We start from the raw sequence: 25836 nt of genomic DNA, 5'->3' as shown, positions 1-25836 counted from the left end.
GGCCCTATCGCGACACAAGGCCGCTCCTACAGGTATTAGGCGATCCTCTGTAGGAGCGGCCTTGTGTCGCGGAAGGGCTGCCTAGCAGCCCCAAAGTACAACTCAGTTACGATCAAGCCACACGGTCTGGGCATTGGTGAACTCACGCACACCAAAGTGCGACAGCTCGCGCCCGAAACCGCTCTTCTTCACGCCGCCAAACGCCACGCGGGGGTCGGACGCGCAGTAGCCGTTGATGAACACGCCACCGGTATCCAGCGCCGCCGTCATGCGCTCGGCCAGGGCATAGTCGGCGGTGTAGATGGTCGAGGCCAGGCCGAACTCGCTGTCGTTGGCCAGCTCCACGGCGTGGTCGGCATCACGGGCGGTGATGATCGCCGCTACCGGGCCGAACAGCTCCTGCTTGAACGCGGTCATCTGCGGGGTCACGTTGGCGAACACGGTCGGTGCGTAGAAGTTGCCCACGCCCTCGACCTTGTTGCCGCCCAGCAGCAGGGTAGCGCCTTCGGCAAGGGTCGCCTGGACCTGGCCGTCGAGCTCGTCACGCAGGTCGTAGCGGGCCATCGGGCCGATGTAGGTGTCGTCTTCCAGCGGGTTGCCGACTTTCAGCTGGCGGGTGGCTTCGACGAACTTGTGCGTGAACGCCTCGACGATGCTTTCTTCGACGATCAGGCGCTTGGCGGCGGCGCAGACCTGGCCGGTGTTCTGGTAACGGCCGATCACGGCGGCCTTGACCGCAGCATCCAGGTCGGCGTCAGCCAGCACGATGAACGGGTCGGAGCCGCCCAGTTCGAGCACGCACTTCTTCAACGCGGCGCCAGCCTGGGCACCGATGGCCATGCCGGCGCGCACGCTGCCGGTCAGGGTCACGGCGGCGATGCGCGGGTCGCTGATGGCGCGGGTGACGCCTTCGGGGGTCACGTTGAGCACTTCGAACACACCTTGCGGCACGCCGGCATCCTTGAACAGCTCACCCAAAAGGTAAGCACTGCCCATCACGTTCGGGGCGTGCTTGAGCACGTAGGTGTTGCCGGCCAGGATCGCCGGTACCGCGCCACGCAGCACCTGCCAGACCGGGAAGTTCCACGGCATCACGGCCAGGATCGGGCCCAGCGGGCGGTATTCGATGCGCGCCTTTTCCACCTGGGTCGGTTCGGCGGCGAGCATCGCCGGGCCGTGCTCGGCGTACCAGCGGCACAGGCCCACGCACTTGCTCACTTCACCGCGCGCCTGGCTGACCGGCTTGCCGATTTCGTGGCTGATCATCTGCGCGAAGGCCTCGGCCTTGGCTTCCAGGGTGCTGGCCAGGGCGAGCAGGTATTCGCTGCGCTGACCCAGCGACACCTGGCGCCACTGGCGGTAGCCGAGCTTGGCACGTTGCAATGCCGCTTCCAGTGCGGCATCGGTGTCGAAGGGGTAGCTGCCGATCTGTTCGCCGGTGAAGGGGTCGACGGAGATGGCGTGGGTCAGGCTGCTGATGGCGCTCATGGCGGGGCACTCGTTGTTGTTGATCAGTGGGGCCAGACTAGTGGGCTATGGCTTTAATGAAAACTGAATAATAATGAGCGAAACATTCACGTTTGGAGAATGACTGTGGATCTGGTGCAACTCGAGATCTTCAAGGCCGTGGCCGAGCAGGGCAGCATCAGCGCCGCCGCCCAGCACATCCATCGGGTGCCGTCGAACCTGACCACGCGCATCAAGCAGCTGGAAGAAGACCTCGGCGTCGAGCTGTTCATCCGCGAAAAAAGCCGCCTGCGCCTGTCGCCGGCGGGCTGGAATTTCCTCGAGTACACCCGGCGCATTCTCGACCTGGTGCACGAGGCGCGGCTGACCGTGGCCGGCGAAGACCCGCAGGGCACCTTCGCCCTGGGCTCGCTGGAAAGCACTGCGGCGGTGCGGATCCCGGCCTTGCTGGCGGCGTACAACCAGCGTTACCCCAAGGTCGACCTCGACCTCTCCACCGGGCCGTCGGGGACCATGCTCGAAGGCGTGCTGTCCGGGCGCCTGGTAGCGGCGTTCGTCGATGGCCCGGTGCTGCACCCCACCCTCGAAGGCATGCCGGTGTTCGAAGAGGAGATGGTCATCATCTCGCCCCTCAACCACGCCCCGGTGCGCCGCGCCCAGGACGTCAATGGCGCAAGCATCTACGCCTTTCGCGCCAACTGCTCGTACCGCCACCACTTCGAGAACTGGTTCGTCCAGGACCAGGCGGTGCCGGGCAAGATCCATGAAATGGAGTCGTACCACGGCATGCTTGCCTGCGTCAGCGCAGGCGCGGGCCTGGCCATGCTGCCGCGCAGCATGCTCGACAACATGCCCGGCTGCAGCACGGTCAGCGCCTGGCCGATGTCGGAAGATTTCCGCTACCTCAAGACCTGGCTGGTGTGGCGCCGAGGCACCGTGTCGCGCAGCCTGAGCATGTTCGTGAAATTGCTCGAGGAGCGCCGCGCGGCGTGAACCTGGCCACAGGCCAGGTATCCAATATCAGGTAAGCCATCTCCACAAGGAGGAGCTGACCATGCGTAACCATCCCCATGCCCTGGGCGCTGCACTGCTGCTGGCTTTGGCAATGCCCTGGACCCTCGCCGCCGCCGCGGACCTCAATGCCCCCATCAACATGCAAGCCGTGCAACTGCAGCCGCAGGAGCAAAACGGCATTCGCTACCTGGAAGGCGGTATTGGCCAGGATGAAGCCAACGCCCTGCGCAAGACGCCGGGCTATGACCTGCACGTGGAACTGTCGGCTGGGCCCAGCGGTCAGTTCGAAAGTGGCGCTGCAGTGGATATCCAGAACGCCCAAGGCAAGTCGCTGCTGAGCGTGCAGGATGCCGGCCCTTTGCTCTACGTACAGTTGCCGCCGGGCCAGTACAAAGTGGTCGGGCAGGCGGGCGGCACCACGGTGCAGCAGCATGTGACCGTGAGCGGCAAGGCGCCGGCCACGGTAAGCCTGAACTGGCGTTAATGGAGGAAAGTTGCCGTGGAGTACACCTGTACTCCACGGCTGCAAACGGACGCTTGAATACGCTCAAGATAAGGCGCTGCAAGAGAAATTAGCCATTAGTGGCAATTCACTTTCAACTTTCTGATTATCTGGACAATAATCAGAAAAGTATTACCTCTTGTGACCGATTGGATGCATCGGTCACAAAAAAGTCGAGGGGCCCAAGCCCCCACAAGCCCGTGTTGACCATCAGGAGAAGTCATCGATGAAAACCCGTCTAGCCGCTTCGCTGGCTGTAGCCGTATTGGCCCTCGCCGGGGCCAACCTGGCCCAGGCTGCGCAGATCTCCGGAGCCGTAGGCGCCACCAGCCAGGGCGACATGACCTACCGTATCGGCATGTCGTTCGACTGGGACAAGAAATGGATGCAAAGCAGCACCGGTTTCGTCTCCGGCTACTGGGATGCCGCCTACACCTATTGGGAAGGCGGCGACGCCAGCGGCGCCCACTCGCTGTCGTTCAGCCCGGTATTCACCTACGAGTTCAGCGGCTTCACCTACACCCCCTACATCGAGGCGGGCATTGGCCTGGCGGCCTTCTCCAAGACCGACGTGGGCGACCAGCGCCTGGGTTCGTCGGTCAACTTCGAAGACCGTATCGGTTTCGGCCTGAAGCTGCCGGGCGAGCAGAAGGTCGGCATCCGTGCCATGCACTATTCCAACGCCGGCCTCAAGCAGCCGAACGACGGCATCGAGTCGTACTCGCTGTTCTACAGCAAGGGCTTCTGACCCGCACGGGGCCGCCTCGCGGCCCCAGCCTTGCGCGGCTCAGCGCATCGCTTTCAACGCCAGCACATTGCACAACGGATGTTCCAGCACGTGGGCGGTGGTGCCCCCGAGGAACGTCTGCATCGCGTCGTGCCGGTGGCTGCCCATCACGATCACATCCATGCGGCTGTGGCTGACGAACTGGGCGATCGCCCGTATCGCCGTACCCTCCAGAAAATGCCGGCGCTCCAGCGGGATCTGGTGATGGTCGCCCAGGCGGTTGAACGCCGCGCGCTGGGCCGTGCGCACGCTGCCCTCGAAGCCCGGCATGGTGACCGTGCCGGCGCCAAAGTCGGCAATGTGGGTCTTGGCCGCATCGCACACGTGCAGCAGGTGCAGTTCGCCATTGCACTGCAGGGCCAGGGCATGGGCGCAGTGGATCACCTGTTCGTCCAGGTGCTCGCCGCTGCCATGGCTATTGAGGTCGACCGCCGCGGCGATCTGCCGGGGGAGGGGTAGGCGGATGTCGCTGACCAGGTGCACGGCCACCGGGCTGTCCTTGAGCAGTTGCCAGTCCAGTGGCGTGACCAGCAGGCGCTTGAGCACCGGCTCGTGCTGCACATCCTTGACCAGCAGGTCGCAGCCCAGCTGTTCGATGCGTTCGAGCGCGCTGCCCAGCGGGTCGCGGGTGAGCAGCAATTCGGTGGACACATCGAGCCCGGCATTGCCCAGTTGCTCGGCCTGATCGGCCAGCCACTGGCGGTTGTCGGCCAGCAGCCGCTCGCGCTCACGGCCGTCGCTCATCAGGCCAAAGGTGTCGACATCGTCGACGAACACGTTGATATCCAGCAGTGCGCCGTTGGATTCGGCCAACGCCGCGGCGCGTTGCAGCGCCGGCGTGTGGCGCATCTGCGGGCCGAGCATGACCAACAAACGCTTGAACTGGCTCATCGCACACCTCCTCGTGTGGGCAGCCCCCCGGTTCATGCCATGTCATCTGGTCTGTACAGTCTAGCCCCGCTTGCGCCCGGCAAAACCTTTCGCGCTTTTTTCACCGGGCGCTGGTATCATCGCGCCACTCTTTGGGGAGTAGCCTGCCTTCGCGCCCTGCGAAGGCGCTCTGGTCAACATATTTGGCAACCTGCCATGGCCAGCGCATCCACCCGGATTGGCGAGACCAACGACCTTCCTGCAGCCAAGCCGGGCCTGCAGGTCGTCTGTCGTTGACTCGTTGCCTGGCTGGAGTCTGATCGTTGAATCCCATTTCCCTCATCTTCCTTGCCTTCGCCATGTCCACCGATGCCTTCGCGGCCGCCATCGGCAAAGGTTCCAGCCTGCACAAGCCACGCTTGGCCGAAGCCCTGCGCACCGGCCTGATCTTTGGCGTGATCGAGGCCATCACCCCGGTCATCGGCTGGCTGCTGGGCCAGGCGGCCAGCCAGTATGTCGAACAGTGGGACCACTGGATCGCCTTTACCCTGTTGCTGCTGTTGGGCGCGCACATGGTGCATGCAGGCCTCAAGCCCGATGACGAAGAAGAAGAGAAACAGAGCCAGCACTCGTTCTGGATCCTGGCGGTGACGGCCGTTGCCACCAGCATCGATGCCTTGGCCGTGGGTGTGGGCCTTGCCTTCGTCGATGTGAATATCTGGGTGGCGGCCGCCGCGATCGGCCTGGCGACCATGACCATGGTGACCATTGGCACCATGCTTGGGCGAGCCTTGGGTTCAGTGGTGGGCAAGCGCGCCGAGATCGTCGGTGGCATCGTGCTGATGCTGGTCGGTGCGACCATCCTCTACGAGCACCTGACAGCGGTGTAATACGCGGCTCGTCGGGTATGATGCAGCCCCGACATTTCCCACGAGGCCTGCCCCATGTCCCTGAGCGCTGAACAGATCGGCGAATTCCAAGCCTTCGCCGAACAGCTGGCCGATGCCGCTGCGCTGGCGATCAAGCCGTATTTTCGTGCCAGCCTTGAGGTCGAGGACAAGGGCGGGCGCTTGTACGACCCGGTGACCGTGGCCGACAAGGCGGCCGAGGATGCCATGCGCGACCTGATCCAGGCACGCTATCCAGAGCATGGCATTCTCGGCGAAGAGGCTGGCGTGGCGGTGGGCAGCAGCCCGCTGACCTGGGTGCTCGACCCGATCGACGGCACCCGCGCCTTCATCACCGGCCTGCCGCTGTGGGGCACGCTGATTGCGCTCAATGACGGCAGCCGCCCGGTGCTGGGGGTGATGAACCAGCCGTTCACCGGCGAACGCTTCGTCGGTACCCCGGCCGGCGCCTGGCGCAGTGGCACGGCGCTGAAAACCCGTGCTTGCGCCGACCTGGCGGCGGCCACGCTGATGTGCACCACGCCGGACATGTTCGACACCGCCGAGCGCAAGGCCGCCTTCGAAGCCGTGGCCGGCCAGGCGCGGCTGATGCGCTATGGCGGTGATTGCTATGCCTACTGCATGTTGGCGTCGGGCTTTGTCGATGTGATCGTCGAGGCGAGCCTGCAGCCCTATGACGTGCAGGCGCTGATGCCGATCATCGAAGGGGCGGGCGGGGTGATCACCGCCTGGGACGGCAGCAGTGCGCAGGATGGCGGGTGCGTGGTGGCCTGTGGTGACCCGGCGCTGCATGCGCAGGTGGTGCAGATGTTGCGCCACGCCATGTGACCTGCACTGGCCGCATCGCCGGCAAGCCGGCTCCCACAGGTATCTTGCGGCCAGCCTGTACTTTGTGGGAGCCGGCTTGCCGGCGATGAGGCTATCACAGGCACCCCCCATCGCACTTTTTCCCATTTCCGGGCTCTATGCTTGGCCAGGCCACGCCGATCCCCAGAGCGGCCGCCGACCCTGTCCCGGTGCCGATGGTTGCAAGCAAACCCCTGAAAATCCCCCGCCTGCTGCTGGCAGGCGCCCTGGCCTGCCTGGGCGCCTGTACCCAGCAACAAGGCCATGACATCGTCAGCCAGTTCGGCAACGGCAAGCCCAGCGAGCTGTTCCAGACCAGCGTCGATCGCCTGGCCACGCTGTCCATGCGCGACAACCTGCAGAGCCTGTACCTGCTGATGAACAAGCTGTACCTGCGCAACCCCAACCAGCTGACGCTCTCCGGCTACCTCGACACCGCCACGGCCGAACGGCAGATACGCCTGGCCATCGAGCAGCGCCAACCCTTGCCGCAGCTGGGCAACCGCCGCGACTTGGCTGCCTTGAGCTATGCCCTGAGCCCAGAGTTTCGCGGTGACCGGGTCGGTGCCTTCATCTACGCCATCGGCAGCATGCTGGTGACCGCCCATGGCGGGCGCACCGAGTTCTACATGACCGATACCCTCGACCCGCTGTTCATCAACAACGCTGCGCGCAATATCGAGAAGGCGACCTGGATGCTAAGCCAGCGCCAGGATGCCAATGGCGTGCTGCTGCTGTTCTCCAACGAGATTTCCGAGGCGGGCAGCAACCTGAGTTTTGCCGTGGAATTCGGCAAGGTCGTCGCGCGCCTGGACCTGTTGGCCGAGCTGCTCGACGAGCGCTACCGGCGTATCGGCCTCAACTATGCGCAGAGCCTTTTGTTGATGAACTTCCTGCCGGTGCAGTAAGCGGCCGATAATCGCCCCAACGCCTGGTACCGCCGGGCGCTATCCGCCCAGCCAATCCACAGATCGCATTGCCCAACCCCGGCCTTTTGCTTAGTGTATCGCCAGGACCGTGACCGACCGCGACCACCGGCCCCCGGCCAGTAGGCAGCGGCGACCAGAACAATAACGATACCGAGTGCCTTGCCTATGGAAAGCCGCCTGCTGAGCGAGCGCAGTAGCGTGTTCCATCACGCCGACCCGTATGCCGTGTCCGACTACGTCAACCGGCACGTGGGCCAGCATTGCATCGGCCTGTCGCGCACCACCCACCCCCAGGCCAGCCTCAGCCACCGCAAGTTCGCCGACCTCGACCTGTGCCGCATCAGCTACGGCGGCAGCGTGCGGGTCACCTCGCCCGCCCTGGAAACCATCTACCACCTGCAGGTGTTGCTCAGCGGCAACTGCCTGTGGCGCGGCCACCAGCGCGAGCACCACCTGGTGCCGGGCGAGCTGCTGCTGATCAACCCGGACGACCCGGTCGACCTGACGTATTCGCACGACTGCGAAAAATTCATTCTCAAGCTGCCGACCCGGCTGCTCGACTCGATCTGCGAGGAGCAACGCTGGCAGCGGCCAGACGGCGGCGTGCGGTTTTTGCGCAACCATTACCGGCTCGATGAGCTGGACGGTTTCGTCAACTTGCTGGCGATGGTCTGCCACGAGGCCGAGGTGAGCGATTCGCTGCCGCGGGTGCAGGGGCATTACAGCGAGATCGTGGCCAGCAAGCTGCTGACCTTGATGAGCACCAACATCCGCCGCGAGCGCCTGGCCAGCCCGGGTGCGAGCCTGGAGCGGATTCTCGACTACATCGAGCGCAACCTGAAACTGGAGCTGGCGGCCGAGACCCTGGCCGAGCAGGCGTGCATGAGCGTGCGTTCTTTATATGCGCTGTTCGACCGGCAGTTGGGCACCACGCCCAAGCAGTACGTGCGCCAGCGCAAGCTGGAGCGGGTGCATGCGTGCCTGGGCGATGGCAGCTGCACGGTGCGCAGCGTGACCGAGCTGGCGATGGATTATGGCTTTTTGCACCTGGGGCGGTTTGCCGAAATCTACCGCCAGCGCTTTGGCGAGCTGCCGTCGGAAACCTTCAAACAACGCCGCTGAGCGCATGGACACTGCAATGACCTGTGGGAGCGGGCTTGCCCCGCGAACAAGGGCGAAGCCCTTGCCATGCACCGCAGTGCCAGCTTCGCGGGGCAAGCCCGCTCCCACAGCAAGTCTTCCCCGCAGCAGCCCTACATGGGCACCTGCCAGCGCTTTGGCGAGCTGCCGTCGGAAACCTTCAAACAACGCCGCTGAGCGCATGGACACTGCAATGACCTGTGGGAGCGGGCTTGCCCCGCGAACAAGGGCGAAGCCCTTGCCATGCACCGCGGTGCCAGCTTCGCGGGGCAAGCCCGCTCCCACAGCAAGCCTTCCCCCGCAGCAGCCCTACAAGGGATAGTGCTTCAACTCCCGCGCAATCAGCATCCGCTGAATCTCGCTGGACCCTTCATAGATCTGCGTGATCCGCGCATCCCGGTAATGCCGCTCCACCGGATAATCCTCCAGGTACCCATACCCGCCATGCACCTGGATCGCCATCGAGCACACCCGCTCGGCCATCTCCGAGGCGAACAGCTTCGCCTGCGAGGCCTCCGACAGGCACGGCTTGCCAGCACTGCGCAGGCGCGCGGCATGCAGGATCAGCAGGCGCGCGGCATTGACCTGCACCTGCATGTCGGCCAGCAGGTTGGCGATGCTCTGGTGTTCGTTGATCGGCTTGCCGAACTGCACCCGCTCACGCGAGTACACCAGCGCCGCCTCGAACGCCGCGCGGGCGATCCCCAGCGCCTGGGCGGCAATGCCGATACGCCCGCCTTCGAGGTTCGACAGCGCAATCGCCAGGCCCTTGCCACGTTCGCCCAGCAGGTTGGCGGCGGGGATGCGGCAGTTGTCGAAGGTCACCGCGCAGGTGTCGGAGGCGCGGATGCCCATCTTGTGCTCGCTGCGGTCAACCTTGAAGCCTGGGTTGTCGGTCGGCACCAGGAATGCCGACAGGCCTTTCTTGCCCAGCTCCGGGTCAGTCACCGCGAAGACGATGGCCAGCCCCGCACGGCGGGCATTGCTGACGAACTGCTTGGCGCCATTGATCACCCACTCACCGTTCACCAGCTCGGCGCGGGTGCGCAGGTTGTGCGCCTCGGAGCCGGCCTGCGGTTCGGTCAGGCAGAAGCAGCCGATCACCTCGCCACTGGCCAGGCGCGGCAGCCACGCCTGTTGCTGTTCGGCATTGCCATAGGCCAGCAGTGGGCCACAGCCCACCGAGTTGTGGATGCTCATCATCGCCCCGGTGGCGCCGCAACCGGCGGCGATTTCCTCGACCGCCAGGGCGTAGGCGACGTAGTCGGTGAAGCTGCCGCCGAAGTCTTCCGGCACCACCATGCCGAGCAGGCCCAGCTCGCCCATCTTGCGCACCACGCCGTCATCGATCCAGCCGGCCTTTTCCCATGCCTGGGCGTGCGGCGCGATCTCGCCGCGGGCAAAATCCCGGGCCATGTCGCGGATCATGATCTGCTCTTCGCTCAGTTCCAGGTCTTGCATCTGTGTACTCCCAGGCTCACAGGCCTTCGAAGAATTGGTCGACCCGCTGGCGCTGCAGGCCGGCCAGGGTCGGCGGGTTCCAGCGCGGCTGCTTGTCCTTGTCGATGATCAGCGCGCGCACGCCTTCGATGATGTCGCCGTACTGGAACCACTGGCGGTCCAGGTGCAGCTCCATGGCAAAGCAGTCGTCCAGCGAGAGGTGGCGGCCACGGCGCAGCATCTCCAGGGTAACCGCCATCGCCAGCGGCGAGCGGCTTTCCAGCTGGTCGGCGGTGGCCAGCGCCCACTGGTGGCTGTCGCCGATGCTCACCGCGCGCAGCTGCTCGATGATCGCGCTCAGGTCGGGGAGGGCGAAGAAGTGGTCGATGACCGGGCGCAGCTTTTCCAGTGGCGCATCGTCCAGCGTCTGGCTGCCGAGCTTGGCCAGCAGGTTCTGCAGGTCCTTGAGCGGGTTGCCGGTGAAGCTAAGGCGGTCCAGCCCTTCATCCAGGGCCGCGAGCTTGCCGCTGGGCACGTACCAGTCGGCCAGCCCGCAGTACAGCGCGTCGGCGGCCTGCACCTGGGCGCCGCTGACCCCCAGGTAGATGCCCAGCTCGCCCGGGATGCGCGGCAGGAAGTAGCTGCCGCCCACATCCGGGAAGTAGCCGATGCCGACCTCGGGCATGCCCAGCCGGCTGCGTTCGGTGACGACGCGCAGGTCACAGCCCTGGGCCAGGCCCATGCCGCCGCCGAGGGTGAAGCCGTCCATCAGCACCAGCACCGGCTTGCGGTAGCGGTGGATCAGCAGGTCGAGGGCGTATTCCTCGACGAAGAAGTCTTCGTGCAGGGTGTCGCCGGCCTTGTAGCTGTCGTGCAGCGAGCGGATATCGCCGCCGGCGCAGAAGCCCTTGGGGCCCTCGCCGCGCAGCACCACGGCCAGCACCTGCGGGTCGTCGGCCCAGCGGTCGAACTGCTGGCGCAGGCTGCGCACCATGTCCAGGGTCAGGGCATTGAGGCCGGCGGGGCGGTTGAGGGTGAGGTGGCCAATCTGGTTGCGGACCTCGGCCAGTACATGAGCCGTTGCCGAGGTGTGAGCGTGCGCGGTCATCGCGTTCTCCCTGCTTTGTTATTGATTTTCCAAGTGAAGTCTGGAGTGCGCTGGCGTATCGCAGGATCGTGTCATGCGAATTTGCCGTACACAATTGGCAAAAGTGCAGGGCGACCCTGCATTTTTGCCTTATCGGTGCGCGTTCCGAACCGCTGACGCCACTTTAGCAGCGCCGTGCGGCAGCCGAGCAAGCCTTGCTTGCCCGGTGCGCAAAGGAGGGGGTCAGGCGGCAGCCAGGGCTGCGGGGGCGTGCTCGCGGCGAATGCTCGCCAAGGGGATGGATACCAGCAGCAAGGTCAGCACCACGGTCACGCCAATGCCCCAGGCCGCCAGGCTGAACCCGCCCAGCGAAATCAGCCCGCCGGAAATCGCCGGCCCCACCGCCAGCCCCAGGCTCAGGAAGCTGCTCGCCGCAGCCACCACACGCCCTTCGCGGTCCAGCGCGGCGGCCAGCCCGGTCAGGTAGCTCAAGGCATAGAAGTAGGTAATGCAGATGGTCATCACACCCATGGTGTACATGGGCTTGGAATGCTCGCCCAGCACGTAGCACAGGCTGGTTGCGCCGGTCAGCAGGATGGCCAGGATCACCGGCGTGCTCAGCCCGAAGCGCTTGCCGATCATCGCCGCCAGCAATGGCCCGATCAGGCCGATGAAGGACTGGAACGACAGCAGCATGCCCAGCTCGTCACCGCTGTAGCCCACCAGCGTGCCGATGCGCTCGACGAACGCCCAGCCCATGGTGTCGCGGGCCTGGAACACGAACATCGCCAGCATCATGCAGATCGCCGGCAAGCTCAGCAGCACATTGCTCGAGCCCTGGGGCGTGGCGTGCGTGGCGTCGGCACGCGGCGCACGCTGCTCCATCGCCGGGATCGCCAGCAGCATCAGCGCCATGGTGGCGGCCATCGCATAGTACAGCCCGGCCAGCCCGAACAGCGCCATCACCTTGGCATAGCCGAGCATCACCACGATCATCAGCAGCACCGAGAGGATGTTCATGTGCCCGGCGATGCGGTCGGGCTGCGTCGCGCTGGCCACGCAGGCATTGCCGCAGGCCAGCGCCAGGCCGGCACCGACCCCGGCTACGCAGCGCACGGCGCCCAGGGCATAGAGGTCGGTCACGTGCGCACTTGCAAGGTTCGCGGCAATCGCCAGCAGGGTGCCCGCCAGCGCCAGGCTGCGGCGCGGGGCGCGGCCCATGAACGGCGCCACCAGCAAGGAGGCGAGCATGGTGAAGATGAACTCGGCCGACATCAGCAGCCCGGCCTGGGCTTCGTTGAGCTTGAGGTCATTGATGATGGCGCTGATCAGAAACGGCAGCGCCCACAGGCCGAGCAGCCCCACGCCATAGGCGGAGGCGGCGGCGGAGAACACCAGGCTCCAGCTTTCGGGCAAGGCATTGCGTATTGTTTTTTTCATCGGGGGTGATCCCTGGTTGGCATGCATGGCATTACGAAAAAGCGCGCCAGTATGGCGCGCTCGTGGGCTAAAGGTTTACTGCTGCAGACTTTCGTCGACAGGCGTGCCGTCGTCGTACTGCGACAGCCACGCCACCATGGCATCGCGGTAGCGGGTGAAGCCCTTGTAGTCGACCAGCTCCTGGTCGAGGTCGCGGATCACCCGGTGCATGCGCTTGGCCCACTGCGGTGCGGCCTCGGCCAGCTCCTTGAGGCTGACCAGGTAGGTGCGTACCGGGAACAGCACCGCGTTGCTGCGCGGCAGGCGGTGCAACGGTTGCAGCTCGATGCGCAGGTTGACCAGCTCGCCGGCGTTCTCCGGCGTCACCATGGTGCGGTCCGGGGCCCAGTCCGGCAGGGTTTCGGCCGAGGTTTCCAGGCGCGGGTTGACGGTGATCGACCAGTTGGTGCGGCGCACCGGGTGGCCTGGGCGCAGGCGCAGCAGGAACTTCAGGGCGCGCTGCAGGATGCCCATTTCGTGCAGCTTGGGCACCGGGCCGTGGAACTCCATGAAGCTCATGCCCAAGTTGAAGCGCAGCGAGTAGTCGGCGCGCTGGGTGGCCATGCCGGCGCCCATCACCAGGGTTTCGTCACGCTCTTCGAGAAGGATGAACTCGCCCTGGGCCTGGCGGGTGATGTACTCCATCGGCTCCATCGGCAGGGTGCTGGCGTCGCCGAAGGTGAAGGTCTGGTCGATCTGCAGCGGGCGGTTGATCCAGTGCCACTGGCTGCCGTTCTTCTCCAGGGTGAAGTGCTCGGGGAAGTCCCGCGAGTAGGACTCCATCAGCAGCTCCAGCAGGTCCCACTGCGCTTCCATCATGTGCGGCAGGGCGGCGTAGTGCACGCCCGGCTGGCTGTCGAGGGTGTGCGCGCGGTGATGGCACTCGGAGATGTAGTGCTCGTCGATGTCGAACTGCGCGCGCAGGGCGCCGACGCCGAACGGTACATGGGGCTCGACGTTCATCGAGTACATGTACTGGTCTTCCGGGTAGGGGAAGGGCAGGCGCAGGATCGCCTCGCGGCTGTTGCTGTAGGTGTAGTCGTCGCAGTAGGTTTCGATCGGCTTGAATACGGTCATGATGGTTTGTTCTCGTCTCAGAGGTCTACGACCAGGCGGCTGCAGGTGGCGCGGGATACGCAGGGCATGAATTTGCGGCGCTCGAGCTTGTCTTGCTCGCTCAGCCAGTCGTCGCGGTGGTCCAGCTCGCCGTCCAGTTCCAGCACTTCGGTTTCGCAGTAGCCGCAGGCGCCGCCGCGGCACAGGTAGGGCACCTTGTAGCCGGCCTGTTCGGCGGCTTCGAGCAGCGACTGGTCGGGCGGCACTTCGAGGGTCACGCCCTGGCGGGCGAGGGTGACGCTGAACGGCTGGCCGCTGGAGCCCTGCTCGACGAAGCGCTCGTAGTGGATGTGGCTGTCGGTCCAGCCGAGGGCGCGGGCGCTGTCGAGGGTGTCGTCGATCATGCTGTCCGGGCCGCACACGTACACGTGGCTGCCCAGCGGGCGTTCGGCGAGGATCTGGCGAATGTCCATGCGCGCATCGACGCCTTGCACATACAGCTGCACGCGCTCGCCATAGCGGGCCTTGAGCTCCTCGCCCAGGGCGATGTGCTCGGGGCCGCGCACGGCCAGGTGCAGCTCGAAGTCGGCCTGCTTGATGTGCAGCTCTTCCATCTGCGAGTACACCGGGGTAATGCCCACGCCCCCGGCGATGAACACGTGCTGGCGGGCGTGCTTGGCCAGCGGGAACAGGTTGGCCGGCTGCAGGATCTGCAGCAGCGCACCTTCCTCGACCTGCTCGTGCAGGTGGCGCGAACCACCACGGCCGCCTTCGACCCGGCGCACGGCAATCTGGTAGGCGCTGGAGTCGTAGGGCGAGCCCATCAGCGAGTAGGCGTTGCGGTGGGTCTTGTCACCGTCCTGCATCACCACCACCACATGGCTGCCGCCGGAGAACGCCGGCAGGTGCTTGCCGTGCGGGTCGACGAAGGTGAAGCGCTTGATTTCCGGGGTCAGCGTCTCGATGCGGGTGACCCGCACGCTGAGGGTTCCGTTATGGGTGTTCACGTGTCGAGCTCCTCGGCAGCTGGCATTTCGCCCGGGACTTCACCGTCGGCCTTGATGCCCTGGAAGGCGGCCAGGCGGCGCGAATAGTGGTCGCGTACCACCAGGTCCAGCTGGCAGCCGGGGCAGGTGAACACGCGGTGGGTGACGTTTTCGGTGTAGGTGTCGCAGTGCGCGCACCACACGCGCCGCACCAGGGTGCCGCTGTGTTCGCGCAGCACCTCGTCACGGTTCAGGTCCACCGCGTTGGCCGCCTGCATGGTGGTGCCGATGAAGCTTTCCGAGCCGCTCAGGTACAGCCGGGTGCCCATGTGCGCGCTGCCGAGCAGCTGGCGCAGGCCGTCGATCAGTGCCTGGTTGCTGTCGAACACCTGCAGCGCGCCGACGTCGGCCTTGCGCAGTTCGGCCAGGTGGTTGTGCCCGGAAAAGGTCTCGGTGGAGTAGAGCAGGGTGCTGGCCTGGCGCTGGGCTGCGGTCATGTCGCCGATCAGGCGCAGCATGGCCGTGCCGCCGCTGCCCTGGCCGGCGACCAGGTGGCGCAGGCCACTGGCCATCGGCTGCAGGCGGTCATAGACCGGGCGGCTCTTGATGCCGGTGATGAGCATGGTGTTTCACCTCGTGCAGGTGCTGGCAGGGCGCGCGGTTGGCGCGCAAAGCCATATTACCTATTGTGTTATATGTTTTATGGCGAACGCGAAAACGGTTTTAGTGCTTGAACATCACGTGGCGCACGCAGGTGTAGTCTTCCAGCCCGTACATGGACATGTCCTTGCCGTAGCCCGATTGCTTCATGCCGCCGTGGGGCATCTCGCTGACCAGCATGAAGTGGGTGTTGACCCAGGTGCAGCCATACTGCAGGCGCGCCGCCAGGCGGTTGGCGCGCCCCACATCGGCGGTCCACACCGAGGAGGCGAGGCCGTAGTCGGAGTCGTTGGCGTAGGCCAGGGCCTGGGCTTCGTCGCTGAACGGGGTGACGCTGACCACCGGGCCGAACACTTCGCGCTGGACGATCTCATCGTCCTGGCGGGCGTCGGCCAGCACCGTCGGCTCGAAGAAGTAGCCCGGGCCCGGCACGCGGTTGCCACCGGTGACCACGCGGATGTGCGGCTGCGCCTTGGCGCGCTCGACGAAGCCTGCCACGCGCTCCAGGTGGTCGCGGGTGATCAGCGGGCCCAGCTCGGTCTGCGGGTCGTCCTGCAGGCCATGGCGAATGCTGCCCACCGCCTGGCCGAGTTTTTCCACGAAGGCCTCGTAGACGCCTTGCTGCACATACAAACGGCAGGCGGCGGTGCAGTCCTGGCCGGCATTGTAGAAGCCGAAGGCGCGGATGCCCTCGACGGCGGCGTCGATGTCGGCGTCGTCGAAGATCAGCACCGGGGCCTTGCCGCCCAGCTCCATGTGCGTGCGCTTCACGCTGCTGGCGGTATTGGCGACGATACGCGCCCCGGTGGCCACGGAGCCGGTCAGCGACACCAGGCGCACCTTGGGGTGGGTCACCAGCGGCTCGCCCACGCTCGGGCCCTTGCCGAACAGGATGTTGACCACGCCGGCCGGGAACAGCGCGTTGATCAACTCGGCCAGTTTCAGCGCGGTCAGCGGGGTCTGCTCGGACGGCTTGAGCACCACGCAGTTGCCGGCGGCCAGGGCCGGGGCGAGCTTCCAGGCCACCATCATCAGCGGGTAGTTCCACGGCGCGATGGAGGCGACCACGCCCAGCGGGTCGCGGCGAATCATCGAGGTGTGGCCGGGCAGGTACTCGCCGCCGGCCGAGCCGTTCATGCAGCGGCTGGCGCCGGCGAAGTAGCGGAACACGTCGGCAACGGCGGGGATCTCGTCGTTGAGCGCTGCCTGGTAGGGCTTGCCGCAGTTCTGCGATTCGAGCGAGGCGAACACCTCGGCCTGCGCCTCGATGCGGTCGGCAAGCTTGAGCAGCAGGGCGGCGCGGTCCTTGGGTGGGGTTTGCGACCAGGCATCGAACGCCTGGTCGGCGGCCTGCACGGCGGCATCCACCTGGGCGCTGCTGGCCTCGTTGAGGGTAACCATCACCTCGCCCAGGGAGGGGTTGTAGACAGGCTGGCTGGCGCCCTCACCGGCAATCAGCTGGCCGTTGATGAGTAGGTTTGTTTGCATGGCGGTTCCCTTGAGGGGTTTTATCGTTGTGGTACAAGCCGTAAACATATGAAAACATATCTTAATGTTTGAAGTTTGCCAACTGCCAAGGCGATAATTGGTCGCAGGCCGCAAGCAAGCGGCCGCGCAGGGGTTGCGGCAACCGTATCAGCCGCCGCCCAATCGCTATAAGATACGGAACTGAACGTTTAGCCCCATGCCTCAGGGCCAGGTCGAACACACTGAAAAGGGAGAGTCAATTGAGTGCCCTGAATACTGCCCGCAGCACCGCGTTCATTCGCCTGCGCCAGGAAGGCCGTACCGACGAAGTGGCGCGCAGGCTGGTGGAGGCCATCGAACTGGGGCTGTTCACCGAAGGCCAGCAACTGCCCAGCGAAAGCGAGCTGGCGCTGCAACTGGGGGTGGCCACCGTGACCTTGCGCGAAGCGCTGGTGGTGCTGCGCCAGCGCGGGCTGATTGAAACCCGCCGCGGGCGCAACGGCGGCAGCTTCGTCTGTGCGCCGGTCGAGCTGCCCGAGCCGCTGCTCTTGGCCCGCCTGCGCGAGATGAGCGGCCCCGACCTGCGCGACCTGGGTGACGAGCAGATGGCGATCTCCGGCACCGCCGCACGCCTGGCCGCGCAGCGCAGCTCGCGCGAGCAGCAGGCACGCATTGCCCAGCACATCGAGTCGCTGGCCCAGGCCAGCACGCGCCTGGCGCGCCACCGCGCCGATGCGCGGTTCCATATCGAGGTGGCAGCGGCTGCCCAGTCGCTGCGCCTGACCCACGCCGAAATGCGCCTGCAGTCGGAAGTCGGCGAGCTTCTATGGATGGAGGCGGCAGGCGGTGGCGAGGTCAGCGTGATCGAACACGAACACCGGGCGATTCTCGATGCCCTGGTCAACGGTGACGCGGTACTGGCCGGTGCGCTGGCCGAAGCGCATGTCAGCCGCGGCATCAAGCGCCTGATGGCGCTGCGCCTGGAACTGCTGGCCGCAGGCGAAAGCCCGGCCTGACCCCTTGAGCACAACAACGTACAAAAATACCTGCGTGAGGAAATGCCATGTCTACCGCGATCGATAGCGACCCTCTGCTGCTCTGCGCCCGGCAGCTCAACAGCACGGTGGGCACCATCTTCGGCCAGGTGCGGCAGCTGGTGGATGTGGCGGCCGAGCAGTGGCGCCGGGTGCTGGCCGAGGGCCGCGAGCCGGCATCCAAGGACCTGGCCCTGCTGCGCCCGGCCATCGATGAGCAGCTGCTGGCCACCGGCGCCTTCGGCTGCGGCGGCGGGGTGATCGTCGAACCCGGCTGCCTGGCCGACCGCGAGATGCACCTGGAATGGTGGTACCTGGCCGACGGTGGCAAGACCTTGCCGCTGCGTCCGAACTTCGACCGCCGCCGCGAGAACTTCTACGACTACACCAACATGCCCTGGTACGCCCGCCCGCGCGACTCGCGCAGCAGCAGCGTGGAAGGCCCCTACGTGGACCTCTATGGCACCAACATGTATGTGCTGACCTTCACCATGCCGATCCTGGTCGAGGGCCGCTTCATCGGCGTGGCAGGGCTCGACCTGTCGCTGCACAACCTGGAGAAGATGCTGGTGTGCAGCCTGATGCGCCTGGACAACGAAGCGGTGCTGATCAGTGCCGATGGCCGCATTATCGCCGCCAACACCGCCAACTGGATGGTCGGTGACCTGGCGCCGAAGCTGCTCGACCCCACCCCGCTGGGCGGCGTGCGCCTGGTGTTGGAAGAGCCCGAGGCTGGCTGGTCGCTGGTGCGCTTGCCATCGCCTCGGCGCTGATCGGCCTGCAATCGTTAACCTGAGCGTAACGATTGCGCACCCGGCTTGATTGATCGGCCTGGGTAGCCCGTCCTACTGTGCCTCCACGACAGCGAACCCGTGGAGTCACCCAATGACCATAACCAACAATCCACCGCCGCAATGGTCGCGGCGGCGCGCCGAGAAGCAGCGCCGCCTCGAGCGCGTGCGCCACCTGGCCGACGGTGTGGTGCTGCCTACCGAGCGTATCGTCGAGGCGCTGGAGCTGTTGATCGCCCCCGGCGACCGGGTGGTGCTCGAAGGCAACAACCAGAAGCAGGCCGACTTCCTCTCGCGGTCCTTGGCCAAGGCCGACCCCGAGCGCCTGCACGACTTGCACATGATCATGCCCAGCGTCAGCCGCGCCGAGCATCTGGACCTGTTCGAGCGCGGCATCGCACGCAAGCTCGACTTCTCCTTCGCCGGCCCGCAGAGCCTGCGCATCGGCCAACTGCTCGAAGACGGCCTGCTCGAAGTGGGCGCCATCCACACCTACATCGAGCTGTACTCGCGGCTGCTGGTCGACCTGATCCCCAACGTCACCCTGGTCGCCGGCTTCATGGCCGACCGCGACGGCAACCTGTACACCGGCCCCAGCACCGAAGACACCCCGGCCCTGGTGGAGCCTGCAGCCTTCAGCGACGGCCTGGTGATCGCCCAGGTCAACCAGCTGGTGGACCGCGTCGACGACCTGCCACGGGTCGATATCCCGGCTTCGTGGGTGGATTTCGTGGTGGTCGCCGACCAGCCGTTCTACATCGAGCCGCTGTTCACCCGCGACCCGCGCCATATCAAGCCGGTGCACGTCCTGATGGCGATGATGGCGATCCGCGGCATCTACGAAAAACACCAGGTGCAGTCGCTGAACCACGGCATCGGCTTCAACACCGCCGCCATCGAGCTGATCCTCCCTACGTATGGCCAATCGCTGGGCCTGAAGGGCAAGATCTGCCGCAACTGGACCCTCAACCCGCACCCGACCCTGATCCCGGCGATCGAAACCGGCTGGGTCGAAAGCGTGCACTGCTTCGGCACCGAGCTGGGCATGGAAGACTACATCGCCCAGCGCCCGGACGTGTTCTTCACCGGCCGCGACGGCTCGCTGCGCTCCAACCGCATGATGTGCCAGCTGGCCGGGCAGTACGCGGTCGACCTGTTCATCGGCGCCACCTTGCAGGTCGATGGCGATGGCCATTCCTCCACCGTCACCCGTGGCCGCCTGGCCGGCTTCGGCGGTGCGCCGAACATGGGCCACGACCCCCGTGGCCGGCGCCACGCAACCCCGGCCTGGCTGGACATGACCGTGCCCGAGACGATGCTCGAACGCGGCCGCAAGCTGGTGGTGCAGATGGTCGAGACCTACCAGGAAGGCGGCAAGCCCACCTTCGTCGAAACCCTCGATGCGGTCGAAGTGGCGAAGAAGGCCGGCATGCCCCTGGCGCCGGTGATGATCTACGGCGACGACGTCACCCACCTGCTCACCGAAGAGGGCATCGCCTACCTGTACAAGGCGCGCAGCCTGCAAGAGCGCCAGCAGATGATCGCCGCCGTGGCCGGGGTCACCGCCATCGGCCTGCGCCACGACCCCAAAGACACCCTGCGCCTGCGCCAGCAAGGCCTGGTGGCGCTGCCCGAAGACCTCGGTATCCGCCGCACCGACGCCAGCCGCGAACTGCTCGCCGCGCGCAGCATCGCCGACCTGGTGGACTGGTCCGGCGGCCTCTACAACCCGCCCGCACGGTTCAGGAGCTGGTGATGCAGACACTCGAAACCGTGGCGCCGCTGCGCCCCGCTGTGGCAGCCGGCTTGCCGGCGATAGGGCCAGCAAAAGCAAGCACAATCCCGCTGCCCGATCACCTGGCCGACCTCGCCGTCGAGTCCCTGATCGACGAAGCCGAACTCTCGCCCAAACCCGGCCTGGTCGACCGCCGTAGCAGCGGCGCCCATCACGACATGACCCTGCCCCTGATGCACGCCTCGGCCCTGGCCCTGTGGCCGTGTCTGCGGCAAATGGCCGAAGCCGCCGAGCAGCATGGTGCGGTCGGCATACCGCTGCGTACCGCCCTGGGCCGCATCGGCCGCGAAGGCGAAGCTCAGATGCTGGCCGCTACCGGCGGCGTCAACACCCACCGCGGCGCCATCTGGGCCCTGGGCCTGCTGGTAGCGGCGCGCACCCTGGACACTCGCGCCGACGCCGCAGCCGTAGCCGCACGCGCCGGCCGTATTGCCCTGATCGACGACCCGGCCGCCATAACCCCCGACAGCCACGGCAACCAGGTACGCCGCCGCTACGGCGCCAGCGGTGCCCGCGAGCAGGCCCAGCAAGGCTTCCCGGCGGTGATCGAACATGGCCTGCCGCAACTGCGCCGCAGCCGCGCCGCCGGGGCCAGCGAAAGCCAGGCCCGCCTCGACGCCTTGCTGGCGATCATGGCCGCCCTGAGCGATACCTGCGTGCTCTGGCGCGCCGGCCCGCAAGGCCTGCAAGCCTTGCAGCAGGGCGCCCGCAGCGTGCTCGATGCCGGCGGCTGCGCCAGCCTCGACGGCCGCCGCCAACTGCGCCTGTTCGACGCCCAGCTGCTGCACATGAATGCCTCGCCAGGCGGCGCCGCCGACCTGCTGGCCGCCTGCCTGTTCCTCGACAAGACCGGGAGCCTGTGACATGGAAACCCTGAACTTTCAATTCCCCGCTGCCGAGCCCGGCCGCGGCCGCACCTTGGTCGGCTGCGTCAGCTCCGGCGACCTGGAAGTGCTGATCGAACCCGGCACCCCCGGCCAGCTGGACATCCAGGTGGTGACCTCGGTCAACGGCAGCAGCGCCCGCTGGGGCCAGCTGTTCCAGCGCCTGTTCGAAGGCCGCAGCGTACCGGCGGTGAAGATCGACATCCATGATTTCGGCGCCACGCCCGGGGTGGTGCGCCTGCGCCTGGAGCAAGGTTTCGAGGAGATCGCCCATGACTGACATCGCCCGCCTGCTGCAAAGCCGCAGCTTCGTCGAACTCGGTGCGCGCCAACGTGCCCGCGCCTTGCTCGACCCCGGCAGCTTTCGCGAACTGCTCGGCCCCTTCGATCGGCTGATGTCGCCCTGGCTGCCGCGCCAGGGCATCGTGCCCCAGGCCGACGACGGCGTGGTCATCGCCAAGGGCCAGTTGCAGGGGCGCAACACCGTCATCGCCGCCATCGAAGGCGCCTTCCAGGGCGGCAGCATGGGCGAGGTGGGTGGGGCCAAGATTGCCGGCGCCCTGGAGCTGGCCATCGAAGACAACCGCAACGGCATCCCCACCTGCGCCGTGCTGCTGCTGGAAACCGGCGGCGTGCGCCTGCAGGAGGCCAACCTGGGCCTGGCGGCGATTGCCGAGATCCAGGCGGCGATCGTCGAGCTGCGCGCCTATCAGCCGGTGGTCGGGCTGGTTGCAGGTTCGGTCGGTTGCTTCGGTGGCATGTCCATCGCCGCCGGCCTGTGCAGCCACCTGCTGGTCACCCGCGAAGCGCGCCTGGGCCTGAACGGCCCGCAAGTGATCGAGCAGGAAGCCGGCATCGGCGAATACGACGCCAAGGACCGCCCGTTCATCTGGAGCCTGACCGGTGGCGAGCAGCGCCACGCCAGCGGCCTGGTGGACGGCTACGTGGCCGACGACGTCGAAAGCATTCGCCAGCAACTGCTGCAGTTGCTGGCCGCCACGCCCGCCGACCGCGCCGGCCAGCACGCCTGGTACCTGGAGCGGTTGGCCAGCCTGGGCGCCGACTGCCCGCAACTGGATGCCGCCGCCGTGCGCGCCCTCTACCAAGGAGATGCCCCATGAACCGTGCCCTCAACTGGCTGCCGGGCCTGGCCGGTGGCGAAGCCCTGGCGGGCTACCCCGCCTCGGTGAAGGTCATCGATGGCGAACTGGACCAGCGCCTGGCGCGCTTCATCGCTGTGGTGCCGGATGCCCAAAACCCATTCCCCCGCGCCCGCACGGGCGAGGTCGGCCTGCTCGAAGGCTGGGGCCTGGCCAAGGCGGTGAGCGAGGCCATGGCGCTCGACCGCGATCGCGAGAAACGTGCCATCGTCGCGGTCATCGATGTGCCAAGCCAGGCCTATGGCCGCCGCGAAGAAGCCCTGGGCATCCACCAGGCCCTGGCGGGGGCGGTGCAGGCCTATGCCCAGGCACGCCTGGCCGGGCACCCGGTCATCGGGCTGCTGGTGGGCAAGGCCATGTCCGGGGCGTTTCTTGCCCACGGCTACCAGGCACAACGGCTGATCGCCCTGGATGACAGCGGGGTGATGGTGCATGCCATGGGCAAGGCGGCGGCGGCGCGCATCACCCTGCGCAGCGTCGAACAGCTCGAAGCCCTGGCCGCCGAAGTGCCGCCCATGGCCTACGACCTGGCCAGCTATGCCTCGCTGGGCCTGTTGTGGCGGCGCCTGAGCGTGGACAACGCCGATGCGCCGACGGCGGCCGACCTGGCGCAGGTACGTGCCTGCCTGGCCGAAGCCGTGCGCGATATCGGCCGCTGCACCGACCTGTCGTCGCGCCTGGCCGGCGAGCATCGCAGCGCCTCCCGCGAGGTGCGGGCACGCCTGCGCAGCCAATGGCAGGAGGCCTGAGATGAACGCCCCGCAGCCCCATGACCTGCTTTGGGGAATGCCCCCGGCAGCGTTACCCGCCGACGCCCCGGCCTGGGCCCACCAGGTACTCGCGGCCGGCCAGCCGGTGGTGGTACGCCGGGCCGTGTGCGCCGAGGGCTGGGTGGCCGTGGGCCTGCGCGGGGCAGGGCGGGAACAGCGCCTGGGCGTGCAGATGCCGCTGGCCGACATTGCCCGCCAGCTCAGCCCCGAAGCGCTGCGCTGGCAGGGTGACAGCCCCTGGGCTGCCTTGCAGGCGCTGGCCAGCGTGACGCCTGTGCTCGATGCCAGCGGGCTGGCCTGGGGGCCGACCGGCAGCGTCGGTTATCAATTGGCCACGGGCGTTGGCGCAGTACACGCTGCCAGCGACCTCGATGTGCTGCTGCGCACGCCGCAACCCCTGGCCCGGGCCAAGGCGCGCGAACTCCTGGACATCCTCGACTGCGGCCCTTGCCGCATCGATGTGCAGTTGCAAACCCCGGCCGGCGCCGTCGCCCTGCGCGAATGGGCCGGCATGGCGCGGCGCGTGCTGCTCAAGTCGGCCAGCGGCGCGCAGCTGGTGGCCGACCCGTGGGCGTTGCTGGAGTGCGCAGCGTGAGCAGCCTGTTCGCCTTCCCCGGCCAGGGCGCCCAGCAGGCGGGGATGCTGCACCGCCTGCCCGAGGGCAGCGCGGCGCTGCTGGAGGAGGCCAGCGATGCGTTGCATCAGCAGGTGCTGGCGCTGGACACCGCGCAAGCGCTGCAGACGACCCGGGCCGTGCAGCTCTGCCTGCTGCTGGCCGGGGTCGCCTGGGCGCGCTGGCTGATGCAGCGCAGCCCGGCGCCGGACTATGTGGCCGGGTTGTCGATCGGCGCCTACCCAGCCGCCGTCGCCGCCGGCGCCCTGGCCTTTGCCGATGCCGTGCGCCTGGTGGCGCTGCGCGGCGAGCTGATGCACTGCGCCTACCCGCAGGGCTACGGCATGACCGCCCTCAGCGGCCTCGACCAGGCGCGTGTCGAACACCTGCTGGCCGAGGTGGGCGGTGAGGTGTTCCTGGCCAACCTCAACAGCGACAACCAGTTCGTCATCGCCGGCAGCGACAGTGCCATGGCCGAGGTCGTTGCCCGCGCCCGCCGTCTTGGCCAGGGCGTGGCCCGGCGCCTGGCGGTCAGCGTGCCGTCGCACTGCGCGTTGCTCGACGGTCCGGCCGCCGAGCTGGCCGCAGCCTTCGCCCAGGTGCAGCTGCGCCGCCCGCGCATCACCTACCTGAGCGGCAGCAGCGCGCGGCCGATCTACGACCCGCAACGCCTGCGCGATGACCTCGCCGGCAACATGGCGCGGCAGGTGGATTGGCGTGCCACGCTGCGCAACGCCTATGAACGCGGGGTGCGCCTGCACCTGGAAATGCCGCCTGGCAGCGTGCTCAGCGGCCTGGCCCGGCCGGTGTTCGAACAGGGCAGGGTGGTGGCCGTCGAGGGCACCCGGGCCGACACCGTCGATGCGCTGTTGCGCCAGGAGGTGGCCGACAACCGATGACGGCGCTGCAACTCGAAGAACAACAACAACCAACTTCGATACAAGCTGAGGACAACAACAATGATCATCTATGGTGTGGCTCTGCTGGCGGTGTGCACCCTCGCCGGCGTCATCGTCGGCGACTTCCTGGGCGTGCTGCTGGGCGTCAAATCCAATGTGGGCGGGGTCGGCATCGCCATGATCCTGCTGATCTGCGCAAGGCTGTACATGCAGCGCCAAGGCGGCATGAGCAAGGAGTGCGAGTTCGGCGTCGGTTTCTGGGGCGCCATGTACATCCCGGTGGTGGTGGCCATGGCTGCCCAGCAGAACGTGGTCACCGCCCTGCACGGCGGGCCGGTGGCGCTGCTGGCGGCCATTGGCGCGGTGCTGGTGTGTGGCCTGACCATCGCCCTGATCAGCCGCAGCCACCGCGGCGAGCCATTGCCCGCGCTGCAGGCACCCACCCCTGAGACTGCGCAGGTAGCCCCTGCAGGAGGTCGCTGAGATGTGGCCGATCATTGACAATGCCCTGGAACACAATGGCCTGATCACGGCGTTCGCGGTGGTGGGCGGGATCATGTGGCTGTCGGTGCTGTTGTCCAAGTACCTGACTTTCGGCCGTGTGCATGGCTCGGCCATCGCCATCGTCATCGGCCTGGTGCTGGCCTGGGTCGGCGGTACCGTGACGGGCGGGCAGAAGGGCCTGGCCGACATGGCGCTGTTCTCTGGCATCGGCCTGATGGGCGGGGCGATGCTGCGCGATTTCGCCATCGTCGCCACGGCCTTCGAGGTGCAGGCCACCGAGGCGCGCAAGGCCGGCATGATCGGTGCCATCGCGCTGCTGCTGGGCACGGTGCTGCCGTTCATCGTGGGCGCTGGGGTGGCGTATGCCTTCGGCTATCGCGATGCGGTGAGCATGACCACCATCGGCGCGGGCGCGGTGACCTACATCGTCGGGCCGGTGACCGGTGCGGCGCTGGGCGCCAGTTCGGATGTGGTGGCGCTGTCGATTGCCACCGGGTTGATCAAGGCGATCCTGGTGATGGTGTTCACACCGGTGTCGGCGCGGTTGCTGGCGTTGGACAACCCGCGTTCGGCGATGGTGTTTGGTGGGTTGGCCGGGACGGTGTCGGGGGTGACGGCGGGGCTCGCGGCGACGGATCGGCGGTTGGTGCCGTATGGTGCGCTGACGGCGACCTTCCATACCGGGCTGGGGTGTTTGATGGGGCCTTCGATCCTGTATTTCTGTGTGCGGGGGTTGGTGGGCTGAAGG

At 66.8% G+C, this 25836-nt stretch carries 28 protein-coding genes; 19 read left to right on the top strand and 9 right to left on the bottom strand.

Annotated features, from left to right (window positions below; translation table 11 throughout):
- Positions 1 to 102 precede the first annotated feature (102 nt).
- Complete coding sequence (locus B3E94_RS11420; protein ID WP_286913578.1) at positions 103 to 1488, bottom strand: aldehyde dehydrogenase family protein; 1386 nt, start codon at positions 1486 to 1488, stop codon at positions 103 to 105.
- Between the two features lie 105 nt (positions 1489 to 1593).
- On the opposite strand from B3E94_RS11420, the gene ptrR reads away from it, so the two are divergent.
- The 3 genes from ptrR to B3E94_RS11405 all read left to right on the top strand — a co-directional run bounded on the left by ptrR (position 1594) and on the right by B3E94_RS11405 (position 3731).
- Positions 1594 to 2460, top strand: a complete 867-nt coding sequence (gene ptrR, locus B3E94_RS11415; protein ID WP_236236335.1) for a putrescine utilization regulator PtrR — start codon at positions 1594 to 1596, stop codon at positions 2458 to 2460.
- A gap of 61 nt (positions 2461 to 2521) precedes the next feature.
- Positions 2522 to 2965 carry a carboxypeptidase regulatory-like domain-containing protein gene (locus tag B3E94_RS11410; RefSeq protein WP_176510837.1) on the top strand — a complete coding sequence of 148 codons (444 nt, stop codon included), beginning with the start codon at positions 2522 to 2524 and terminating at the stop codon, positions 2963 to 2965.
- Positions 2966 to 3209: 244 nt separating this feature from the next.
- Positions 3210 to 3731, top strand: coding sequence for an acyloxyacyl hydrolase (locus B3E94_RS11405; RefSeq protein WP_286913577.1), 522 nt, complete (start codon positions 3210 to 3212; stop codon positions 3729 to 3731).
- Between the two features lie 39 nt (positions 3732 to 3770).
- Here B3E94_RS11405 and B3E94_RS11400 read toward each other — a convergent pair whose 3' ends face one another.
- Positions 3771 to 4661, bottom strand: coding sequence for a universal stress protein (locus tag B3E94_RS11400; RefSeq protein ID WP_286913576.1), 891 nt, complete (start codon positions 4659 to 4661; stop codon positions 3771 to 3773).
- A gap of 302 nt (positions 4662 to 4963) precedes the next feature.
- On the opposite strand from B3E94_RS11400, the gene mntP reads away from it, so the two are divergent.
- The 5 genes from mntP to B3E94_RS11375 all read left to right on the top strand — a co-directional run bounded on the left by mntP (position 4964) and on the right by B3E94_RS11375 (position 8640).
- Positions 4964 to 5530 (top strand): manganese efflux pump MntP, encoded by a 567-nt coding sequence (mntP, locus tag B3E94_RS11395; RefSeq protein ID WP_176510834.1) that lies wholly within the window; start codon positions 4964 to 4966, stop codon positions 5528 to 5530.
- Between the two features lie 54 nt (positions 5531 to 5584).
- On the top strand, positions 5585 to 6376 hold the full coding sequence (gene hisN, locus B3E94_RS11390) for a histidinol-phosphatase (RefSeq protein ID WP_286913574.1): 792 nt from the start codon (positions 5585 to 5587) through the stop codon (positions 6374 to 6376).
- A 194-nt stretch (positions 6377 to 6570) separates the two neighbouring features.
- Positions 6571 to 7302: a hypothetical protein gene (locus B3E94_RS11385; protein WP_176510832.1), complete on the top strand. Its 732-nt coding sequence runs from the start codon at positions 6571 to 6573 to the stop codon at positions 7300 to 7302.
- A 186-nt stretch (positions 7303 to 7488) separates the two neighbouring features.
- Positions 7489 to 8445 carry a helix-turn-helix transcriptional regulator gene (locus tag B3E94_RS11380; protein ID WP_176510831.1) on the top strand — a complete coding sequence of 319 codons (957 nt, stop codon included), beginning with the start codon at positions 7489 to 7491 and terminating at the stop codon, positions 8443 to 8445.
- A gap of 66 nt (positions 8446 to 8511) precedes the next feature.
- The gene (locus B3E94_RS11375; RefSeq protein WP_286913573.1) at positions 8512 to 8640 is read left to right on the top strand and encodes a hypothetical protein; all 129 of its coding nucleotides are present in this window, start codon (positions 8512 to 8514) and stop codon (positions 8638 to 8640) included.
- 132 nt (positions 8641 to 8772) lie between these two features.
- On the opposite strand, the gene B3E94_RS11370 is transcribed toward B3E94_RS11375, so the two are convergent.
- From B3E94_RS11370 to B3E94_RS11340, 7 genes are all read right to left on the bottom strand, one after another.
- A complete protein-coding gene (locus B3E94_RS11370; RefSeq protein ID WP_286913572.1) occupies positions 8773 to 9924 on the bottom strand; it encodes an acyl-CoA dehydrogenase family protein in 1152 nt (383 codons plus the stop codon).
- A 16-nt stretch (positions 9925 to 9940) separates the two neighbouring features.
- Positions 9941 to 11011, bottom strand: a complete 1071-nt coding sequence (locus B3E94_RS11365; RefSeq protein ID WP_286913571.1) for an enoyl-CoA hydratase/isomerase family protein — start codon at positions 11009 to 11011, stop codon at positions 9941 to 9943.
- 222 nt (positions 11012 to 11233) lie between these two features.
- Complete coding sequence (locus tag B3E94_RS11360) at positions 11234 to 12430, bottom strand: MFS transporter (RefSeq protein WP_286913570.1); 1197 nt, start codon at positions 12428 to 12430, stop codon at positions 11234 to 11236.
- Positions 12431 to 12505: 75 nt separating this feature from the next.
- Entirely contained in the window at positions 12506 to 13546 is a 1041-nt protein-coding gene (locus B3E94_RS11355; protein WP_286913569.1) for a heme-dependent oxidative N-demethylase family protein, read from the bottom strand.
- A 17-nt stretch (positions 13547 to 13563) separates the two neighbouring features.
- Entirely contained in the window at positions 13564 to 14532 is a 969-nt protein-coding gene (locus B3E94_RS11350) for a PDR/VanB family oxidoreductase (RefSeq protein ID WP_176510987.1), read from the bottom strand.
- Positions 14529 to 15134 (bottom strand): dimethylamine monooxygenase subunit DmmA family protein, encoded by a 606-nt coding sequence (locus B3E94_RS11345; RefSeq protein WP_286913568.1) that lies wholly within the window; start codon positions 15132 to 15134, stop codon positions 14529 to 14531. Before B3E94_RS11345 ends, B3E94_RS11350 begins: the two co-directional genes overlap by 4 nt.
- 100 nt (positions 15135 to 15234) lie before the next feature.
- Positions 15235 to 16659, bottom strand: coding sequence for a gamma-aminobutyraldehyde dehydrogenase (locus B3E94_RS11340; RefSeq protein WP_286913567.1), 1425 nt, complete (start codon positions 16657 to 16659; stop codon positions 15235 to 15237).
- 239 nt (positions 16660 to 16898) lie between these two features.
- Between B3E94_RS11340 and B3E94_RS11335 the strand changes: the two genes are divergently transcribed.
- The 11 genes from B3E94_RS11335 to madM all read left to right on the top strand — a co-directional run bounded on the left by B3E94_RS11335 (position 16899) and on the right by madM (position 25833).
- Entirely contained in the window at positions 16899 to 17654 is a 756-nt protein-coding gene (locus B3E94_RS11335) for a FadR/GntR family transcriptional regulator (RefSeq protein WP_176510984.1), read from the top strand.
- Between the two features lie 47 nt (positions 17655 to 17701).
- Positions 17702 to 18445, top strand: a complete 744-nt coding sequence (locus B3E94_RS11330; protein ID WP_236236308.1) for a cache domain-containing protein — start codon at positions 17702 to 17704, stop codon at positions 18443 to 18445.
- 112 nt (positions 18446 to 18557) lie between these two features.
- A complete protein-coding gene (gene mdcA, locus B3E94_RS11325) occupies positions 18558 to 20219 on the top strand; it encodes a malonate decarboxylase subunit alpha (RefSeq protein ID WP_236236309.1) in 1662 nt (553 codons plus the stop codon).
- Entirely contained in the window at positions 20219 to 21121 is a 903-nt protein-coding gene (locus B3E94_RS11320) for a triphosphoribosyl-dephospho-CoA synthase (protein WP_286913565.1), read from the top strand. Before mdcA ends, B3E94_RS11320 begins: the two co-directional genes overlap by 1 nt.
- 1 nt (position 21122) lies before the next feature.
- Positions 21123 to 21422 carry a malonate decarboxylase subunit delta gene (locus B3E94_RS11315; RefSeq protein WP_176510980.1) on the top strand — a complete coding sequence of 100 codons (300 nt, stop codon included), beginning with the start codon at positions 21123 to 21125 and terminating at the stop codon, positions 21420 to 21422.
- The gene (locus B3E94_RS11310) at positions 21415 to 22263 is read left to right on the top strand and encodes a biotin-independent malonate decarboxylase subunit beta (RefSeq protein WP_286913564.1); all 849 of its coding nucleotides are present in this window, start codon (positions 21415 to 21417) and stop codon (positions 22261 to 22263) included. Before B3E94_RS11315 ends, B3E94_RS11310 begins: the two co-directional genes overlap by 8 nt.
- Complete coding sequence (gene mdcE / locus B3E94_RS11305) at positions 22260 to 23051, top strand: biotin-independent malonate decarboxylase subunit gamma (protein ID WP_286913563.1); 792 nt, start codon at positions 22260 to 22262, stop codon at positions 23049 to 23051. Before B3E94_RS11310 ends, mdcE begins: the two co-directional genes overlap by 4 nt.
- A 1-nt stretch (position 23052) precedes the next feature.
- On the top strand, positions 23053 to 23667 hold the full coding sequence (locus tag B3E94_RS11300) for a malonate decarboxylase holo-ACP synthase (protein ID WP_286913562.1): 615 nt from the start codon (positions 23053 to 23055) through the stop codon (positions 23665 to 23667).
- Complete coding sequence (mdcH, locus tag B3E94_RS11295) at positions 23664 to 24584, top strand: malonate decarboxylase subunit epsilon (RefSeq protein ID WP_286913561.1); 921 nt, start codon at positions 23664 to 23666, stop codon at positions 24582 to 24584. The genes B3E94_RS11300 and mdcH overlap by 4 nt, the downstream gene beginning before the upstream one ends.
- 60 nt (positions 24585 to 24644) lie before the next feature.
- Positions 24645 to 25067 carry a malonate transporter subunit MadL gene (madL, locus tag B3E94_RS11290; protein ID WP_286913560.1) on the top strand — a complete coding sequence of 141 codons (423 nt, stop codon included), beginning with the start codon at positions 24645 to 24647 and terminating at the stop codon, positions 25065 to 25067.
- Between the two features lies 1 nt (position 25068).
- Positions 25069 to 25833, top strand: a complete 765-nt coding sequence (madM, locus tag B3E94_RS11285; RefSeq protein WP_176510974.1) for a malonate transporter subunit MadM — start codon at positions 25069 to 25071, stop codon at positions 25831 to 25833.
- Positions 25834 to 25836: the final 3 nt, after the last annotated feature.

Origin of the sequence: Pseudomonas sp. UBA6315 (genome assembly GCF_002438125.1) — a bacterium.
In the GTDB taxonomy this organism is placed as follows: Bacteria; Pseudomonadota; Gammaproteobacteria; order Pseudomonadales; family Pseudomonadaceae; genus Aquipseudomonas; species Aquipseudomonas faucium.
The sequence above is the reverse complement of the archived record's forward strand: the minus strand, read 5'-3'. Positions and strand labels throughout refer to the sequence as shown.

Coding starts and splice junctions, on each gene's coding strand:
- B3E94_RS11330 (WP_236236308.1), top strand. CDS start 17,702: ATGTCTACCGCGATCGATAGCGACCCTCTGCTGCTCTGCGCCCGGCAG.
- B3E94_RS11315 (WP_176510980.1), top strand. CDS start 21,123: ATGGAAACCCTGAACTTTCAATTCCCCGCTGCCGAGCCCGGCCGCGGC.
- B3E94_RS11375 (WP_286913573.1), top strand. CDS start 8,512: ATGCACCGCAGTGCCAGCTTCGCGGGGCAAGCCCGCTCCCACAGCAAG.
- B3E94_RS11380 (WP_176510831.1), top strand. CDS start 7,489: ATGGAAAGCCGCCTGCTGAGCGAGCGCAGTAGCGTGTTCCATCACGCC.
- mdcA (WP_236236309.1), top strand. CDS start 18,558: ATGACCATAACCAACAATCCACCGCCGCAATGGTCGCGGCGGCGCGCC.
- B3E94_RS11360 (WP_286913570.1), bottom strand. CDS start 12,430: ATGAAAAAAACAATACGCAATGCCTTGCCCGAAAGCTGGAGCCTGGTG.
- B3E94_RS11420 (WP_286913578.1), bottom strand. CDS start 1,488: ATGAGCGCCATCAGCAGCCTGACCCACGCCATCTCCGTCGACCCCTTC.
- mdcE (WP_286913563.1), top strand. CDS start 22,260: ATGAACCGTGCCCTCAACTGGCTGCCGGGCCTGGCCGGTGGCGAAGCC.
- B3E94_RS11340 (WP_286913567.1), bottom strand. CDS start 16,659: ATGCAAACAAACCTACTCATCAACGGCCAGCTGATTGCCGGTGAGGGC.
- B3E94_RS11365 (WP_286913571.1), bottom strand. CDS start 11,011: ATGACCGCGCACGCTCACACCTCGGCAACGGCTCATGTACTGGCCGAG.
- B3E94_RS11405 (WP_286913577.1), top strand. CDS start 3,210: ATGAAAACCCGTCTAGCCGCTTCGCTGGCTGTAGCCGTATTGGCCCTC.
- B3E94_RS11385 (WP_176510832.1), top strand. CDS start 6,571: ATGGTTGCAAGCAAACCCCTGAAAATCCCCCGCCTGCTGCTGGCAGGC.
- madL (WP_286913560.1), top strand. CDS start 24,645: ATGATCATCTATGGTGTGGCTCTGCTGGCGGTGTGCACCCTCGCCGGC.
- B3E94_RS11300 (WP_286913562.1), top strand. CDS start 23,053: ATGAACGCCCCGCAGCCCCATGACCTGCTTTGGGGAATGCCCCCGGCA.
- madM (WP_176510974.1), top strand. CDS start 25,069: ATGTGGCCGATCATTGACAATGCCCTGGAACACAATGGCCTGATCACG.
- B3E94_RS11410 (WP_176510837.1), top strand. CDS start 2,522: ATGCGTAACCATCCCCATGCCCTGGGCGCTGCACTGCTGCTGGCTTTG.
- B3E94_RS11400 (WP_286913576.1), bottom strand. CDS start 4,661: ATGAGCCAGTTCAAGCGTTTGTTGGTCATGCTCGGCCCGCAGATGCGC.
- B3E94_RS11370 (WP_286913572.1), bottom strand. CDS start 9,924: ATGCAAGACCTGGAACTGAGCGAAGAGCAGATCATGATCCGCGACATG.
- B3E94_RS11320 (WP_286913565.1), top strand. CDS start 20,219: ATGCAGACACTCGAAACCGTGGCGCCGCTGCGCCCCGCTGTGGCAGCC.
- B3E94_RS11310 (WP_286913564.1), top strand. CDS start 21,415: ATGACTGACATCGCCCGCCTGCTGCAAAGCCGCAGCTTCGTCGAACTC.
- hisN (WP_286913574.1), top strand. CDS start 5,585: ATGTCCCTGAGCGCTGAACAGATCGGCGAATTCCAAGCCTTCGCCGAA.
- B3E94_RS11345 (WP_286913568.1), bottom strand. CDS start 15,134: ATGCTCATCACCGGCATCAAGAGCCGCCCGGTCTATGACCGCCTGCAG.
- B3E94_RS11355 (WP_286913569.1), bottom strand. CDS start 13,546: ATGACCGTATTCAAGCCGATCGAAACCTACTGCGACGACTACACCTAC.